General features: G+C 66.6%; 16 protein-coding genes, 1 tRNA gene and 1 pseudogene. 11 read left to right on the forward strand and 7 right to left on the reverse strand.

Translation table 11 applies throughout. The features are described from left to right. Together IC63_RS09690 and IC63_RS09695 are read right to left on the reverse strand one after the other, a co-directional pair. A pseudogene (locus IC63_RS09690) lies at window positions 1–226 on the reverse strand (sulfotransferase family protein); the annotation flags it as partial. Between the two features lie 122 nt (window positions 227–348). Further along, the gene (locus tag IC63_RS09695; protein WP_036719601.1) at window positions 349–1,725 is read right to left on the reverse strand and encodes an aminotransferase; all 1,377 of its coding nucleotides are present in this window, start codon (window positions 1,723–1,725) and stop codon (window positions 349–351) included. A 224-nt stretch (window positions 1,726–1,949) separates the two neighbouring features. Here IC63_RS09695 and IC63_RS09700 point away from each other — a divergent pair, with 224 nt between their 5' ends. Beyond that, window positions 1,950–2,384, forward strand: a complete 435-nt coding sequence (locus IC63_RS09700) for a DUF883 family protein (RefSeq protein WP_036719604.1) — start codon at window positions 1,950–1,952, stop codon at window positions 2,382–2,384. A 3-nt stretch (window positions 2,385–2,387) separates the two neighbouring features. Beyond that, window positions 2,388–3,056, forward strand: coding sequence for a phage holin family protein (locus tag IC63_RS09705; protein WP_036719606.1), 669 nt, complete (start codon window positions 2,388–2,390; stop codon window positions 3,054–3,056). Between the two features lie 47 nt (window positions 3,057–3,103). On the opposite strand, the gene grxD is transcribed toward IC63_RS09705, so the two are convergent. Further along, window positions 3,104–3,466, reverse strand: coding sequence for a Grx4 family monothiol glutaredoxin (gene grxD, locus IC63_RS09710; RefSeq protein WP_036719608.1), 363 nt, complete (start codon window positions 3,464–3,466; stop codon window positions 3,104–3,106). A gap of 42 nt (window positions 3,467–3,508) precedes the next feature. Beyond that, complete coding sequence (locus tag IC63_RS09715) at window positions 3,509–3,751, reverse strand: BolA family protein (protein WP_036719610.1); 243 nt, start codon at window positions 3,749–3,751, stop codon at window positions 3,509–3,511. A 292-nt stretch (window positions 3,752–4,043) separates the two neighbouring features. Between IC63_RS09715 and IC63_RS09720 the strand changes: the two genes are divergently transcribed. Beyond that, window positions 4,044–4,454 (forward strand): TIGR01244 family sulfur transferase, encoded by a 411-nt coding sequence (locus tag IC63_RS09720; protein ID WP_036719612.1) that lies wholly within the window; start codon window positions 4,044–4,046, stop codon window positions 4,452–4,454. 55 nt (window positions 4,455–4,509) lie between these two features. Here IC63_RS09720 and IC63_RS09725 read toward each other — a convergent pair whose 3' ends face one another. Next, window positions 4,510–5,541, reverse strand: a complete 1,032-nt coding sequence (locus tag IC63_RS09725) for a hypothetical protein (protein WP_052042079.1) — start codon at window positions 5,539–5,541, stop codon at window positions 4,510–4,512. A gap of 138 nt (window positions 5,542–5,679) precedes the next feature. Here IC63_RS09725 and IC63_RS09730 point away from each other — a divergent pair, with 138 nt between their 5' ends. The 7 genes from IC63_RS09730 to preA all read left to right on the forward strand — a co-directional run bounded on the left by IC63_RS09730 (window position 5,680) and on the right by preA (window position 13,373). After that, window positions 5,680–6,126 (forward strand): PepSY domain-containing protein, encoded by a 447-nt coding sequence (locus tag IC63_RS09730; RefSeq protein ID WP_052042080.1) that lies wholly within the window; start codon window positions 5,680–5,682, stop codon window positions 6,124–6,126. Then, on the forward strand, window positions 6,127–6,792 hold the full coding sequence (locus IC63_RS09735; protein ID WP_036719614.1) for a response regulator transcription factor: 666 nt from the start codon (window positions 6,127–6,129) through the stop codon (window positions 6,790–6,792). Further along, complete coding sequence (locus IC63_RS09740) at window positions 6,789–8,099, forward strand: ATP-binding protein (protein WP_036719615.1); 1,311 nt, start codon at window positions 6,789–6,791, stop codon at window positions 8,097–8,099. The genes IC63_RS09735 and IC63_RS09740 overlap by 4 nt, the downstream gene beginning before the upstream one ends. A 103-nt stretch (window positions 8,100–8,202) precedes the next feature. Next, window positions 8,203–9,129, forward strand: a complete 927-nt coding sequence (locus IC63_RS09745) for an IS1595 family transposase (protein ID WP_036719616.1) — start codon at window positions 8,203–8,205, stop codon at window positions 9,127–9,129. Next, window positions 9,122–10,228: a RhuM family protein gene (gene rhuM / locus IC63_RS09750; RefSeq protein WP_084115707.1), complete on the forward strand. Its 1,107-nt coding sequence runs from the start codon at window positions 9,122–9,124 to the stop codon at window positions 10,226–10,228. Before IC63_RS09745 ends, rhuM begins: the two co-directional genes overlap by 8 nt. Window positions 10,229–10,717: 489 nt before the next feature. Beyond that, complete coding sequence (locus IC63_RS09755) at window positions 10,718–12,073, forward strand: NAD(P)-dependent oxidoreductase (protein ID WP_052042081.1); 1,356 nt, start codon at window positions 10,718–10,720, stop codon at window positions 12,071–12,073. A 4-nt stretch (window positions 12,074–12,077) separates the two neighbouring features. After that, entirely contained in the window at window positions 12,078–13,373 is a 1,296-nt protein-coding gene (gene preA, locus IC63_RS09760; RefSeq protein WP_036719617.1) for an NAD-dependent dihydropyrimidine dehydrogenase subunit PreA, read from the forward strand. Between the two features lie 51 nt (window positions 13,374–13,424). Here the strand turns inward: preA and IC63_RS09765 are convergent. Continuing rightward, window positions 13,425–13,510, reverse strand: a tRNA-Leu gene (locus tag IC63_RS09765). A 151-nt stretch (window positions 13,511–13,661) separates the two neighbouring features. Beyond that, window positions 13,662–14,609 (reverse strand): lipoyl synthase, encoded by a 948-nt coding sequence (gene lipA / locus IC63_RS09770; RefSeq protein WP_036719619.1) that lies wholly within the window; start codon window positions 14,607–14,609, stop codon window positions 13,662–13,664. Window positions 14,610–14,772: 163 nt separating this feature from the next. Between lipA and IC63_RS09775 the strand changes: the two genes are divergently transcribed. Continuing rightward, a complete protein-coding gene (locus tag IC63_RS09775; RefSeq protein ID WP_036719655.1) occupies window positions 14,773–15,318 on the forward strand; it encodes a peroxiredoxin in 546 nt (181 codons plus the stop codon). The last annotated feature ends 38 nt before the right edge of the window (window positions 15,319–15,356 follow it).

Consider the following 15,356-nt stretch of genomic DNA (forward strand, 5'->3'; position numbering starts at 1 on the left):
GGGTGGGCGGGGCGATGCGCTGCCAGATGGCGCCGGTTTCGGCCAGCAGCGCGTCATTCAGCGCCACGACCGCCTGCGGTTCGAAATGGCCGCGGGGGTTGTCCGCCGCCGGCCCGCCGGCATCACGCGGGATCGTCCAGCGCAGCGCGCCGCAGCACTCGCCCAGGAACGACGTGCCGCTGCGGTGCATGCCGACGATGAACAGCACGGAGGAGGGCAGGGTCAAGGCGCGTGGTCCGTGGTTGAAACGCCGCGGGGTTAGCCGTTGCGGGTTCGGGCGTCAACACGCGCCAGGGGTCCGACCGCGGCGGCCCCGTTCGGGCGGCCGCGGTCGGGCGGGGCAGGGGATCAGGTCTCGCCTTCGGCGCGCAGCCCGTCGAAGACCTGGGTCAGCGCGGCGTCGAGCTTGTCGAACATCTCGTCCATCTGCGCGTCGGTCAGGATGAAGGGCGGGCACAGCACGATCGACTGGCCCAGCGGGCGGCAGATCAATCCCAGATCGGTGCAGGTGTTGGCGATGCGCTCGCTGACCGACAGCGTGCCGGGGAAGGGCTCCTTAGTTTCGGGGTTCTTCACCGCCTCGAGCGCCCACATGTAGCCGACGCCGCGCAGCTCGCCGATATTGGCGTGGTTCTGCATGATGCGGCGCAGGCCGGCCTCCATCCGCGGGGCGCCCTTGACGACATTCTCGGCCAGCCCCTCGTTCATCACCACGTCGATGGCCTTCAGCGCGATGGCGCAGCCGACCGGGTGGCCCGAGGCGGTGAAGCCGTGCGGGAACTCCTCGATCGCGGCGACGGCGCGGTCCATGCGGTCGGACAGGTCCGGGCCGAGGATCACCGCGCCCATCGGGAACAGCCCGGCAGTCAGGTTCTTGGACGAGATGATCGCGTCGGGGGTGAAACCGTAGGTCTGACAGCCCCAGGTGTTGCCGGTGCGGCCAAAGCCGCAGATCACCTCGTCCGAGATCAGCGGGATGCCATGCTTCTTGAGGATCGGCTGGATCGCCTGGAAATAGCCCTGTGCCGGCGGGATCACACCGCCCGCGCCCTGCACCGGCTCGGCGAAGAAGCCGGCGATGGTGTCGGCGCCCTCGCGGGCGATGGTGTCCTCAAGCTCTTGCGCGAGGCGCTGGACGAACTCGGCTTCGGATTCGCCGGCCTTGCCATAGCGCCAGAAATGCGGGCAGGTGAGGTGGATGAAGCCGTCCAGCGGCAGGCCGAACACCTCGTTATAGGGCTTGCCGGTCATCGAGGCCGAGACCGCCGTGACGCCGTGATAGGCGTTCCAGCGGGTGAGGATCTTGCGGCGCTGGGGCTGGCCCTCGCTGCGGCCGAGGAACCACAGCATCTTGACCATGGTGTCGTTCGCCTCGGACCCCGAGTTCGTATAGAACACCTTGCCGCGGGCAAAGGGCGAGACCTCGACCAGCTTTTCCGACAGCATCACCGTCTGGTCGGACATCCGCCCGAAGAAGGCGTGATAGCCCGGGAAGCGGTCATATTGCGCCTTGGCGGCCTCGATCAGCCCCTTGTGATCGAAGCCCGCGACCATGTTCCACAGGCCCGAGTTGGAATCGAGCCATTTGCGCCCTTGCGTGTCGAAGACATAGGGCCCCTCGCCATGGGTCAGCACGATCGTCCCGCGCCGTTCGACGCTGGGCAGGTCGGTGAAGCCGTACATCGAATATTCCTCGGCGCGCGCCGACCAGGTCTTGTCGTCCATGAATGCCTCCAATGCGTTGACGGCAGGCTATCCGGGCAGAACGCCGGGTTCAACGGACAGCCTGCCGCGCCGCGGCGTCCGCGGCCGCCAGATGGCCAGGGGCAGGGGGACGATGCGCGCGTCGGGCGATCAAGATTGTGCGCCGTCGACGGAACGAAAGCCGCGCCCGGCCGTTCGGATGCCATAACGACACCACAACCTTCCAGACGGGAAAGGACCCCAAGATGGCCAACAACAACTACACCAGCTCGGACATGAAGAAAGACCTCAAGGACGCGGCCCGCGAGACCGCCGAGGACGTCAAGGCCGGCGCCTCGAAGCTGGCACGCGACGCCAAGGACGCCTGGAAGGAGGCCACCGACAACACCACCGCCGACAAGGTCAAGCAGGGCGCTGCCGACATGGCGCAGGCCGCCCGCGAAAAGGGCGAGGAGTATGTCCAGACCGCCCGCGAGAAGGGCGCCGAGTACGCCGAGTACGCCAAGGAAGAAGCCGACCGCCTGTACCGCGCCGGTGAGCGCAAGGCGCACGAAGTCGCGCAGTACGCCGGCGACTATTACGACGAGATGTCGGACATGGTGCGCCGCAAGCCCGCGCAGGCCCTGGGCATCGCCGCTGGCGTCGGCTTCCTGGTTGGCCTGATCCTCGCGCGCCGCTGATCGATGTTCGATTACGCGCGCAACATGCAGCTGGCCATCAGCGACGCGGGCCGCCGCGTCGCCATGAAGGCCGCTGCCGGAGTCGTCGTGCTGCTCGGCGCGGGCTTCCTGCTCGCCGCGCTGTGGACGTTTCTGGCGGACAACCTTGACTGGGGTCCGCTGGGGGCGTCGCTAGCTATCGGTCTGCTGTTCGTGATCATCGGCGTCGTGCTGATGAGTATGTCGAAGACGGTCAAGCATCCCGTGCCGTCGACGGACGAGCTGAAAGCCGAGGTGGAAACCCGCGTCAGCCTGGCCGCCGATGCGGCGCTGGAAAAGGCGCGGCTGAAGGCGACCGAGGTGGTCGACAGCGTCGAGGACCGCGTTCACGCACTTGTCGACGACGTCTCCACCCGGGCTGCCCGTTTTGCCGATGATGCCGAGGCCAAGGTGCAGAACTTCACCCACGGCATCGCGGGGCAGGCGGCCCGCAAGGTGGGCCTGACCCCGCAGCTTTTCAGCGAGGCGCAGGACACCCTCGACCGGGTGAAAACCTCGAACGCGGCGACGATTCCGCCGCTGATGGGGGCATTCGCGATCGGCATGGCGCTGGCCAGCAAGCTGCAGGGATGGCGCCACCGGGACGACTATTACGATGACTACGACGACCCGTACGAAGAAGACGTCTACTGATGAAAAAAGGGCCGCTCACCGCGGCCCTTTTTATTGGAAGTAGCGCCTTAGCTGTTGGCTTCCCGGATCTTTTCCGCCGCGGCCTTGTCGTAGGGAACGCCGGCGCGATCCAGCAGCTGGTCCAGTTCGCCCGACAGGGTCATCTCGGTGACGATGTCGCAGCCGCCCACGAACTCGCCCTTGACGTATAGCTGCGGGACCGTAGGCCAGTCCGAGAAGTCCTTGATCCCCTGGCGCATTTCGTCGCTGGCAAGCACGTTCACGTCGCGATAGGCAACGCCCATGTAGTTCAGCACTCCGGCGACGCGGCTGGAAAATCCGCATTGCGGCACGTCGCGCGTGCCCTTCATGAACAGCACCACGTCGTTGCCGTCGATGGTTTCCTGGATGTCAGAGCGGATGTCGGTCATGTCACAGATGTCCCGTTGAGAGGGCCCCATCGGCCCGGAATGTCACTCAGGCGCCTTCGTCGTCAGCGCCAGCGCATGCAGGGCGCCGTTCGGCCCGTCCATCCGGCCCTTGAGCGCCGCATAGACCATGCGCTGCTGCTGCACCCGGTTGAGGCCGCGGAATGCTTCGTCGATGACCTCGGCCGCGAAGTGGTTTCCGTCGCCGGCCAGATCGGTGATCGTGACCTGCGCGCCGGGGAAGGATTCACGGATCAGCGCCTCGATCTCATAGGCTTCCATCGCCATGCCGCGTCCCTTCCTGGCATCATCGTGCGGGTCAGATTTAGGCCGGCGACACCGGGGCCGCAAGGGCGGGGTCGGCAGAGCGGTCCTCGGAACGTGGCGGTCGGCGCGGGGATGGGCCACACGAGGTTGCATGAAATAGTCGAATAATCCGTATTATGTAAGTTGGTTTGCACAATTGGGATAGCTGGTCACGATCGGAATCTCTTGTTACCGCTGCGCTGTTGCGAGATGCAGCTTGCGCGAAGGCGCCATGCTTGGCGCGTCTTGGCCAGTCACGGGGAAAGACACAGACATGGATATCCGGCGCCTCACCGACACGATCTCCGTCGCTCCGCAGATCGAGCCCGAGGATCTGCGCGCGATCGCGGATCTGGGCTTCGTGGCGGTGATCGACAATCGTCCTGACGACGAGGTCGGCCCAGGCCACAGCAGCGAGCGGATGAGCCAGCTGGCGGCCGACGCCGGGCTGCGCTTTGCCTATGTCCCGGTGCATCCCGGCCAGTTCAGCACGGCGCTCATCGACGCCTTCGCGGCGGCGCTGGCAGAGGCCGAGGGGCCGGTGCTGGCCTATTGCCGGTCCGGCACGCGCTCGGCGACGGTCTGGGCTTTGTCTAAGGCAGGACAGCTGCCCGCGCAGGACATCATCGCCACCGCCGCCGCCGCAGGCTACGACTTGTCGAATATCCGACCCTATCTGGCTTGATCTTAAATGAAAAGGCCGCGCATGATGCGCGGCCTCTATTCTTGTCCCGGGTGGATCAGCGCGCGAGTTCGCGCACCACGACACCGCGCGGATTGATGGTGACGGTCACGGCCTCGCCCTCGGGGTTGACCGCCTCGGCCTCGACGCGCGGACCGTTGCGGGTGATCGCGCCAAGCTGGGTATAGCCGCCGTCGGTCAGGATCGACTGCACCGCCGCATCGTCAAGCGCGGCCCGGCCCTGACCCTGGCCCTGGCCGGCGCCTTGTCCTTGGCCTTGACCCTGGCCGCCAGCGCCGTCGCCGCGGCCCATGCCCGCCGCGCCGTCATGAGGACCGTTGCCGCCCGGCCCCATGCGGTCGCCGTCACGCTGCGGGCCCTTCCCGCCGCGGCCATCCTGCCGCATCTCGCCGTGATCTTTCCCGTTGTCGCCGTGATCGCCGCGCTTGCCCTTGTCGTGACCCTTTCCGCGGCCGCGATCACCGTGATCCATGTCGCCACGGCCGAATTTCTGCAGCGTGCCGTCGGGCGAGAACCCGGCGCGGACCCCCTGCCCCTCGGCGTCGGCGCCGAACAGCATCACGCCCTCGTCGCCCTGCGCCAGCCCCTGCAACCGGGTGAATTCGGCAAAGATCGGCGCGTTGCGCACCGGTTCGGGGATCAGCCGGCGGGCGATGTCCTCGGGCAGCACCGCCGAGTCGTCGGTCACGCGCAACATGCGGATCTTGTCGCCGTCCAGCATCGCTTGGAACGCCGCGCCGCCGGGCAGCGTGCCCTGGACCTTCTGGCCCTTGCGGCCCTCGGACAGGGTGGCGTCGGTGATCCCCAGATCGGTCAGCGCGGCCGGCAGCGCGGCTGCGGCAGCCTGCGGCGCAGCGGGGGTCGCGGCGCCCGGCGCCGCTGGCGCGGGGGTCGCCACGGCGGGGGCCGCCGGAGCGGCCTGTGCCGGAGCAGAAGCCGCCGGCGCGGGCGCAGCCGGCGCAGCAGGGGTCGCCACCGGCGCGGGCGCCGCGGTCTGCGCCAGGACGGGCGCCGACAGGGCCAGCGACGCTACGATCAGCGCGGCAGAGTTGCGGAATGTGCGAGACATCGGATTTCCTTTCATTCGCATCGTCGAAGCAGGGGGGCAGCGCCCCCCGGACGAATCGCTGTCTAACGGTCCACCGCCGAACGAAACGCCAACGGGACGTTTGGCTTCCGTTTGCGTTAGCCGCTATAAGTTCCCCTCATGCGCCGCCGGGTCTTGATCCTCGCCATGTTCGCCGTCCTCGCTGCCGTGGCGGCGGTCGGCTTTCATGGCTGGAGGGGTCCGGGCGCCACCCTGGCGCCTCGCGCCACTGTCGACCGCGGTCCCCGCCCGGCTGCGGACTTGCAGCTTGACGGCCCGATGGTCGAGGTGCTGCCGCTGCACAAGGCAGTGCGCCGCGCGGCGCGACGGTTCGACGGTCGGGTGCTGGACATCGTGCTGGCGCCCGCGACCGCGCAGGAACGGCGCGCGGGGGTCCAGAGCGTCTATCGCATCCGGATGCTCACCTCGGCCCGCGACGTGCTCGACATCCGCATGGACGCGCTGGACGGCCGCTTCATCGAGGTGCGCGGCGCCGATCTGGGCACGGCGCGGCGGACGGAAAAGGCGGCCGAGAAGGCTGCGACCATGAAGAAGGAAGACGACTGAATGCGCTGCCTGATCGTGGAGGACGACCCGACGCTGGGCCGCCAGATCGCCGATGCGATGCGCGAGGGCGGCTTCGTCACCGACCTCGTCGCGGACGGGGCCGAGGGCGAATATCGCGGCGCGACGGAAAGCTATGACGTGGCGATCCTCGATCTGGGCCTGCCGGGTCTGCCGGGGATCGAGGTGCTGACCCGCTGGCGGGCGCAGGGCGTCGGGATGCCGGTGCTGATCCTCACGGCGCGCGGCGACTGGACCGACAAGGTCGCGGGGTTCCGCGCCGGCGCCGACGACTATGCGGTCAAGCCGTTCCGCCTGGACGAAGTGGTGCTGCGTGCCCAGACCCTGGTGCGCCGCGCCGCCGGTCACGCTCGCGCGGTCCTGACCGCCGGTCCGCTAAGCTATGACACGCAGCTGGGCGTCATCACCCGCGACGGCGTGCCGGCGAAGCTTACCGCCTTCGAGACCCGCATCCTCGGCTATCTGATGCACCACCCCGACCGCATCGTCAGCCGGACCGAGCTGTCCGAGCATCTGTACGAGGCCGACAGCGACCGCGACTTCAAGTCGATCGAGGTTGTCATCGGCCGCCTGCGCCGCAAGATCGGCGAGGCGATGATCGAGACCCGCCGTGGCGAGGGCTATGTCCTGAACAGCCGCGCGACATGAGGCTCGATTCGATCCGCGCCCGGCTGCTGGCGGCGGCGGCGCTGTGGCTGACGCTGGCGCTGCTGGTGTCGTGGTGGATCATCGGCGCGGTGCTGACCCGGTTCGTGACCGACCGTTTCGACGCCGAGGCGGCGGCGATCGTCGACACCGTGATCGCGGGCGTCGAGGTGGCCGGGGACGGCACGGTGACTGTCGCCCGCCCGCCGACCGATCCGCGGCTGGCGATGCCGTTGTCGCTGTGGGCGTGGCAGTTGCAGACGGCGGACGGGCGGGTGGTGGCGCGGGCGCCCTCGCTGCTCGACCTGTATCTGGACCCTCCGACGGGCGTCGTCACCGGCGGCGCCGGAATCGGGCCCGAGGGCGAGCCGCTGCGGGTGATGCGGCGGCCCTTCACACTCGCCGGCAGTGACTCGCAGCTGGCGGTCACGGTGACCGCGCCGCAGGCCGAGATCGACACCGCCGTCGCGCGGGTGCGCCGCCCGCTGGCCGTGGCCCTGATCGTCCTGGGCGCGGGGCTCGCGCTGGCCAGCGTCGTGCAGGTGGGGTGGGGTCTGCGGTCGCTGGCCCGGATGGGGCGCGACATCCGGGCGGTCCGCACCGGGCAGGCCGAGGCGCTGCCCCTGCCCCCGGTCGCAGAACTGCGCCCGGTGGCGCTGGAAATAAACGCGCTGCTCGACGCCAACCGCACCGTGATCGGGCGCGCGCGGGACCATCTGGGCAACCTCGCCCATTCGCTGAAGACGCCGATGGCGGCGCTGGCCAACAGCCTGCCCGGCGACCATGCCGGGCAGCTGCTGATCGCGCGGATGGACCGCCAGATCGGCTGGCACCTGCGCCGCGCCCGCAGCGCCGGCAGCCCGAGGCTGCTGGGCCACGCCACCGCCGTGGCGCCGGTGATCGACGACATCCTGATGGTGCTGCGCCGTGCCGCCGAGGACCGCGGCCTGACGGTGACCGTCGCCTGCCCCCCCGGCGCCCGCTTTGCCGGCGAGCGCCAGGACCTGGAGGAAATCCTGGGTAACCTGCTGGAAAACGCCGTGAAATACGCGGTAAGCCGGATCAGGGTCGAGGTCGCCCAGACGGGGGAGCAGCTGGCGGTGACCGTCGCGGATGACGGGCCGGGCATGGCCGACGCCGACCACGCCCGGGCGCTCAGCCGCGGCGGACGGCTGGACGAGATGGGGCCGCCGGGCGCCGGGCTGGGGCTCGCCATCGTGGCCGACCTCGCGGCGCTGCATGGTGGGACGCTGCGCCTCGGGCGGGCTGATCTCGGCGGGCTGGAGGCGCGGGTGACGCTGCCCGCCTGAATGCCTGCCGGCCAAAATTTGGGGGCTATATATTTAACTAGCCAAAATTCTCTTGCGGTCGCTGGCTAGTTAGGTTATGACGGTTCCAGAAGGAGCCCGAGCCATGTCGCACCCTGAGACGCTTTCCACTTTCGAGTTCTTCAAGCGCTTCCCGAACGAGGAAGCTGCTCGGAAGCACTTTGAGCGCCAGCGGTGGGGTAACCAACCTGTCTGCGGCCATTGCGGCTCGGTCGATGTGGTCGAGGTCAAAGACCACAAGCCCATGCCCTACCGGTGCAAGGATTGCCGCAAGCATTTCAGCGTCCGCACCGGCACGGTGTTGGCCGAAAGCCGCCTGCCGCTGCAAAAGTGGCTACTGGCGATCTACATGCTCACCAGCGCCCGCAAGGGTATTCCCAGCACTCAAATGGCGCGCGAACTCGGCGTTACCCAAAAGACCGCATGGTTCCTCGCGCAACGCATCCGCGAGACATGGCTGAAAGACCGGGGCGACCGGATGAACGGCCAGATGCAGATTGACGAAACCTACATCGGCGGGCGCGAGAAGAACAAACATGCCAGTAAGAAGCTAAATGCTGGGCGAGGTGCGGTAGGCAAGATGGCGGTCGTCGGTGTCCGCGATGAGAGCGGCGAGGTTCGCGCGGTCGTTGTGGAGAACACTAAAGCCTCGACCCTTGAACGCTTCGTGCGCCAGCACTGTGCTACAGGGGCCACCATCGTCACCGATACCCATGGTGGTTACATCGGTCTGGAAGCGGCTGGCTACAACCATATCCGAATCAACCATTCGGCCGGAGAGTATATCCGCGACATGGCCCACACAAACGGGATCGAAAGCTTCTGGTCGCTCCTCAAGCGCGGCTACATCGGCATCTACCACTACATGAGCGCGAAGCACTTGCACCGCTACGTGAAAGAGTTCTCCTTCCGTCACAACACCGCCAAGATCGGCACGATGGATTTCATCAACATGACCATTGACCGCATGGCCTTCAAACGGCTCACCTACAAGGAACTCATCAATGCCTGACGAGAAGAACATCGAGCCCATCGATGCCAGTTTTGATGATGTGGTTGCAGCGGTTGCCCCCAGGACCGCGAAGGCAAATGAGCCAAGTAGCGACGATGCGGTGATCCATGAGGTAGAGTTGGTCGAATACCTCGACCCAGGGCGTCACGAGCCTATTGTCTTCCGGCTTGATCCTGGGACCGAGACAATGTGGGCCACGCAAGCCCAGATTGCCGAGCTGTTTCAGACTGAAAGGTCTAACGTTACAAAGCACATAAAGAATATTTTTGACGATGGCGAGCTGGCTGAGGCGAGCAATGTGCAAAAAGTTCACATTGCTGGGTCCTCGAAGCCGGTTGCCATCTACAGCTTGGACGCCGTGATCTCCGTTGGTTACCGCGTCAACTCTAAAGCAGCGACCCGCTTCCGGCAGTGGGCGACGGGAACCATCAAGGCGTTCATTGAGCAGGGCTTCGTAGTCAACGAACGTGCCCTGCGTGAAAGCCCGGAGAAACTCAACAAGCTTGCCGCTCAGTTGCGCGCGCTCCGCTCGGAGGAAAAGCAGGTATATGCCAAGGTGCGCGAATGCTTCAAGATAAGCGCGTCTGACTACGAGCCCAGTTCCCAGCAAGTGAAGACGTTTTACGCTCTGCTCCAAGACAAGTTTCACCACGCTATTACTGGGATGGAAGGGTCAAAGCTGATCCTTGATCGGGTAGACCATCGCCAGCCGAACATGGGGGTTCAGACTTTCAAAGGGAAAGAGCCAACGCTTGCAGAGGCTACGACTGCGAAAAACCTTCTGGACAAAGATGAACTCTATCGCCTCCACATCTTGTCAGAACAATTCCTGCTTTATGCAGAGGCTACTGCACTGGCTGGTCGGAAAATGACGATGGGATCGCTCCACAAGCAACTTGACCGCCTTCTTGAGCTTAATGACTACCCGGTCTTTGAAGGCTGGAAGGCGTTCATCAAAGACGCGGCCGAGCGCCATGCGCGCCAAGAACTGACGCTCTACAAGAAGCGGCGGAAGCTTGAGGAACTCAAGATCGACTATGACGAGGAAGCCCTCGTAGATGGCGACTATGACGACATGCTCATAGATCTCTTGGGGTGAACCAAGAACAAAGACTCGACTTGGCCATCGGGCAACGGATAAACTGCTTCTGACGGCTACTACCGCCTCTTAGCATCGCAACACCCCTGATGAGCGGCGGGGGCTCACGGTGCGCTCCCGGAGCGTCAGGCTCGATCCTGATGATCCGCTAAGGAGGTGGCTATGGTCACTTGCGCGTGGCCGAAACCGGTGAGCGTTTGCTCATACATCCGGTTTCGGTTTGGACGCTGGGAGCATGTTATTGCTCACTGTCGTTCGTTTCCGTCCCGCTAAGGTTGGAGCCTAGGGACGCGTGAGAAGGTAGTAGCCGTCGCCTCTCGATTCACCTTACGATTCGCAGAATCTGGTGTCCACTCGAACCGTCCTAGCCGTAAGGTGGCTAGGTAGGTATATAGCCCCCCAAAATTTTACCTCTTGATAAAATTTCCACCTGTGTCAGCCTCATTCTCAGAAGCCAGCACCACCGGCCAGCACACAGGGAGGTCCTAGATGACCGCGACTCCGATGACGCCCGGCGTGGTGCCGGGTCGTCTGCCGCCCGACGCACTCGCGGCGAATTTCTGCGACGTCGCCCCGCCGCTTGACGATCACGAGGCGCATGTCGCCGCCGATCGCTGCTATTTCTGCTACGATGCGCCCTGCATCACTGCCTGCCCGACCGGCATCGACATCCCGCTGTTCATCCGCCAGATCGCCAACGGCACGCCGGATGCGGCCGGTATGACGATCCTGCATTCCAACATCTTCGGCGGCATGTGCGCCCGCGTCTGCCCGACCGAGAACCTGTGCGAAGGCGCCTGCGTCCGCATGGAGGCCGAGGGCAAGCCCGTCGAGATCGGCGCCCTGCAACGCTACGCGACCGACGGCATCGTGTTGGCCGAGGGTCACCCCTTCAAGCGCGGCCCCGCGACCGGCAAGCGCATCGCCGTGGTCGGCGCGGGCCCGGCGGGGCTGTCCTGCGCGCATCGGCTCGCCGCCAAGGGTCACGACGTCGTCGTCTATGACGCGCGGCCCAAGCCCGGCGGGCTGAACGAATACGGCATCGCCAGCTACAAGGCCGTGGACGGCTTCGCCGCCGCCGAGGTGGACTGGCTGCTGGGCATCGGCGGCATCGAGCTGCGCCTGGGCCAACGGCTGGGCGAGCAGATCACGCTGGCGCAGTTGCACGCGGATCATGACGCGGTGTTCCTGGGCATGGGGCTCGCCGGGGTCAACGCGCTGGGGGTGGACGCCGCGAACCAGCGCGACGCGGTGGATTTCATCGCCGCGTTGCGCCAGTCCGACGACCTGGCCGCTCTGCCCGTCGGCCGCGACGTGGTGGTGATCGGCGGCGGCATGACCGCGGTGGATGCGGCGGTCCAGGCCCGGCTGCTGGGCGCGCAGAATGTCACCATCGCCTATCGGCGCGGGCAGGACCGGATGTCGGCCTCGGTCCATGAGCAGGACCACGCGGTGACCTCGGGCGTGCGGATCGTGACCAACGCTGCGCCGCTGGCGGCCGGACCCGACGGCGTGACACTGGGCTATACCGCCGATCTGCCCGATGGCGGGATGCTGAACACCGGCGAGCGGGTGACGATCCCCGCCGACATGATCCTGACCGCGATCGGCCAGCGGCTGGAGGGGGTGCCGGACGGCATCGCGCTCGCAGCCGGCAAGATCGCCGTGACCGGGCCGGGGCGGACCTCGGTCGCGGGCGTCTGGGCCGGCGGCGACTGCGCCGCGGGCGGCGACGACCTGACGGTGACGGCGGTGGCCGAGGGCCGCGACGCCGCCGAGGACATCCACGCGCATCTGATGGGCGGCGCCGTCGCCCCCGTCGATGCGCCCGACATGAGGGGCTGAGGCGATGGCCGATCTGCGCAGCAATTTCGTGGGCATCCGCTCGCCCAACCCCTTCTGGCTCGCCTCGGCGCCGCCGACCGACAAGGAGGTCAACGTCCGCCGCGCCTTCCAGGCCGGCTGGGGCGGGGTGGTGTGGAAGACGCTGGGCCTCGACGGCCCGCCCATCGTCAACGTGAACGGCCCCCGCTACGGCGTCGTCCACGGCGCCGACCGGCGGGTGCTGGGGCTGAACAACATCGAGCTGATCACCGACCGGCCGCTGCAGGTGAACCTGGACGAGATCAAGGCGGTCAAGCGCGACTATCCCGACCGGGCGCTGTTGATCTCGCTGATGGTGCCCTGCGACGAGGAGTCGTGGAAGTCGATCCTATCCCGGATCGAGGATACGGGCGCCGACGGGGTCGAGCTGAACTTCGGCTGCCCGCACGGGATGGCGGAACGCGGCATGGGCTCGGCGGTGGGCCAGGTGCCGGAATATATCGAGATGGTGACGCGCTGGGTGAAGCAGCACTCGCGCATGCCCTGCATCGTCAAGCTGACGCCCAACATCGCCGATATCCGCAAGCCGGCCGAGGCCGCCCGGCGCGGCGGGGCGGATGCGGTAAGCCTCATCAACACCGTCAACTCGATCACCTCGGTGGACCTGGACTTGTTCGCGCCCCAGCCGACCATCGACGGCAAGGGCACGCATGGCGGCTATTGCGGCCCGGCGGTCAAGCCGATCGCGCTGAACATGGTGGCCGAGATTGCCCGGAACCCCGAGACGCGCGGTCTGCCGATCTCGGGCATCGGCGGCGTCACGACTTGGCGTGACGCCGCCGAGTTCATGGCGCTGGGGGCCGGCAACGTGCAGGTGTGCACGGCGGCGATGACCTATGGCTTCAAGATCGTCCAAGAACTGATCTCGGGGCTGCGCGACTATCTGGACGGCCGCGACATGGCGCTGACCGACCTGATCGGGCGGGCAGTGCCGAACGTCACCGACTGGCAGTATCTGAACCTGAACTATGTCACCAAGGCGGTGATCGACCAGGAGAAATGCATCTCATGCGGGCGCTGCTATGCGGCCTGCGAGGATACCTCGCACCAGGCCATAGCCATCGACCCCGGCCGGGTGTTTCGGGTCAAGGAAGAGGAATGCGTGGCCTGCAACCTGTGCGTGGACGTCTGCCCGGTCGAGGACTGCATCACCATGCGCGAACTGGCGCCGGGCGAGATCGACGCGCGGACCGGCCTGCCGGCGGGCGGGCACCGGGACTGGACGCAGCACCCGAACAACCCGATGGTCGCCGCCGAGTGAGGCGGGGCCCGCTACCAACGAACAAGGGCGCCGCTGCGGCGCCCTTTTTCGTGGTACCCGAGGTCGGACTCGAACCGACATATCCTTGCGGATGGCGGATTTTGAATCCGCTGCGTCTACCATTCCGCCACTCGGGCCCCTGCCCGGGTGATAGCGGCGCCCTGTCGCACCGGCAAGGGGAACTGCGGCGGAGCAAAACGGTTTCCGTCATCTCAAAGGGGGCGGCCTCGGACCGGGGGCGCTTCGCCCCCCGGCCCCCCCGAGGATATTTGGGCAAAGAAGAAGCCTTCAGCCCTCGGCCAACTTGGCTTGGCGGGCCGCCCTGAGGCGGGCGAAGTCGTCGCCGGCGTGGTAGCTCGATCGGGTCAGGGGCGTCGCCGAGACCATCAGGAAGCCCTTGCCCCAGGCGGATTTCTCGTAGCCGGCGAATTCCTCTGGGGTCACGAAGCGGTCAACGCGGTGATGCTTGGGCGTCGGCTGCAGGTATTGCCCGATGGTGATGAAGTCGATGTCGGCGGCGCGCATGTCGTCCATGACCTGCAGCACGCCCTGGCGATCCTCTCCCAGCCCGACCATGATGCCCGACTTGGTGAACATCGCCGGGTCAAGTTCCTTGACCCGTTGCAAGAGCCGCAGCGAATGGAAATAGCGGGCGCCGGGGCGCACGGTGGGATACAGGCCGGGGACGGTTTCGAGGTTGTGGTTGAACACGTCCGGGCGCGCCTCGACCACGGTTTCCAGCGCCTCGGGGCCGCATTTCAGGAAATCGGGCGTCAGCACCTCGATGGTGCTGTCGGGGCTGCGGTGGCGGATCGCGCGGATCGTCTGCGCGAAATGCTCGGCGCCGCCGTCGTCGAGATCGTCGCGGTCCACCGAGGTGAGGACGACGTGCTTCAGCCCCAGCTTCTGCACCGCATGGGCGACCCGGCCGGGCTCGAACACGTCCAGCGCCTTGGGCTTGCCGGTGATGACGTTGCAGAAGGAACAGCCGCGGGTGCAGATCTCGCCCATGATCATCATGGTGGCGTGGCCCTGCGACCAGCACTCGCCCACGTTGGGGCAGCCGGCTTCCTCGCAGACGGTGGACAGGCGGTTCTCGCGCAGGATGTCGCGGGTGTCCTTGTAGCCCTGCGAGGTCGGCGCCTTGACCCGGATCCAGGCCGGCTTCCTGGGCTGGTCCTGGTCGGGACGATGCGCCTTTTCGGGATGGCGCAGGACGGGCGGGGCGTCGGACATGAACTGCCTCGAGGGGTAGCGGGCAGAACCCTGCCCTTTCCTCACAGCTAAACCCTTGAAGGGGGTTGATCAACCGGCCGCGAGGAACCAGATTGCGGTCAGTATTTCTGCGCTGCAGCGATTTCCGTGCAGTTGCAGCACGACGATGCGAAAGGAACACGAGATGAAAGTCGGCGACAAGCTTCCCCAGGTGACCTTCCAGACCCGCGTCCGCGACGAGTCGGTGGGCGGGCCCAACCCCTTCCGCTGGGAGCCGGTGACCACCGACGATTATTTCAAGGGCAAGCGTGTCGTGCTGTTCTCGCTGCCGGGCGCCTTCACGCCGACCTGTTCGACCTACCAGCTGCCGGGCTTTGAAAAGGCCGCCAACGAGATGGCGGGCCTGGGCGTGGACGCGATCTATTGCCTGTCGGTGAACGACAGCTTCGTGATGAACCAGTGGGCCAAGGCGCAGGGCCTGGACAACGTCAAGGTGATCCCGGACGGGTCTGGCGAGTTCACCCAGAAGGTCGGGATGCTGGTCCGCAAGGACAATCTGGGCTTCGGGTTCCGGTCCTGGCGCTATGCCGCGATCATCGACGACGGCGTCGTCGAGCGGGTCTTCGAGGAGCCGGGCCGCTGCGACAACCACGCCGAGGACCCCTACGGCGAATCGTCGCCGGAAAACGTGCTGCGCTATCTGCGCGAGACCGCCTCGGTCATGGCCTGATCCCTGACCATCACATGACGAGGGGCCCGGCCGCCAGG

Origin of the sequence: Paracoccus sphaerophysae, assembly GCF_000763805.1 — a bacterium.
In the GTDB taxonomy this organism is placed as follows: domain Bacteria; phylum Pseudomonadota; class Alphaproteobacteria; order Rhodobacterales; family Rhodobacteraceae; genus Paracoccus; species Paracoccus sphaerophysae.

Excerpts from the sequence above, each read along its gene's own strand:
- IC63_RS09775 (WP_036719655.1), top strand. The coding sequence starts at position 14,773 with ATGAAAGTCGGCGACAAGCTTCCCCAGGTGACCTTCCAGACCCGCGTC.
- IC63_RS09720 (WP_036719612.1), top strand. The coding sequence starts at position 4,044 with ATGGATATCCGGCGCCTCACCGACACGATCTCCGTCGCTCCGCAGATC.
- IC63_RS09735 (WP_036719614.1), top strand. The coding sequence starts at position 6,127 with ATGCGCTGCCTGATCGTGGAGGACGACCCGACGCTGGGCCGCCAGATC.
- lipA (WP_036719619.1), bottom strand. The coding sequence starts at position 14,609 with ATGTCCGACGCCCCGCCCGTCCTGCGCCATCCCGAAAAGGCGCATCGT.
- IC63_RS09730 (WP_052042080.1), top strand. The coding sequence starts at position 5,680 with ATGCGCCGCCGGGTCTTGATCCTCGCCATGTTCGCCGTCCTCGCTGCC.
- IC63_RS09695 (WP_036719601.1), bottom strand. The coding sequence starts at position 1,725 with ATGGACGACAAGACCTGGTCGGCGCGCGCCGAGGAATATTCGATGTAC.
- preA (WP_036719617.1), top strand. The coding sequence starts at position 12,078 with ATGGCCGATCTGCGCAGCAATTTCGTGGGCATCCGCTCGCCCAACCCC.
- rhuM (WP_084115707.1), top strand. The coding sequence starts at position 9,122 with ATGCCTGACGAGAAGAACATCGAGCCCATCGATGCCAGTTTTGATGAT.
- IC63_RS09715 (WP_036719610.1), bottom strand. The coding sequence starts at position 3,751 with ATGGCGATGGAAGCCTATGAGATCGAGGCGCTGATCCGTGAATCCTTC.
- IC63_RS09725 (WP_052042079.1), bottom strand. The coding sequence starts at position 5,541 with ATGTCTCGCACATTCCGCAACTCTGCCGCGCTGATCGTAGCGTCGCTG.
- grxD (WP_036719608.1), bottom strand. The coding sequence starts at position 3,466 with ATGACCGACATCCGCTCTGACATCCAGGAAACCATCGACGGCAACGAC.
- IC63_RS09705 (WP_036719606.1), top strand. The coding sequence starts at position 2,388 with ATGTTCGATTACGCGCGCAACATGCAGCTGGCCATCAGCGACGCGGGC.
- IC63_RS09745 (WP_036719616.1), top strand. The coding sequence starts at position 8,203 with ATGTCGCACCCTGAGACGCTTTCCACTTTCGAGTTCTTCAAGCGCTTC.
- IC63_RS09700 (WP_036719604.1), top strand. The coding sequence starts at position 1,950 with ATGGCCAACAACAACTACACCAGCTCGGACATGAAGAAAGACCTCAAG.
- IC63_RS09755 (WP_052042081.1), top strand. The coding sequence starts at position 10,718 with ATGACCGCGACTCCGATGACGCCCGGCGTGGTGCCGGGTCGTCTGCCG.
- IC63_RS09740 (WP_036719615.1), top strand. The coding sequence starts at position 6,789 with ATGAGGCTCGATTCGATCCGCGCCCGGCTGCTGGCGGCGGCGGCGCTG.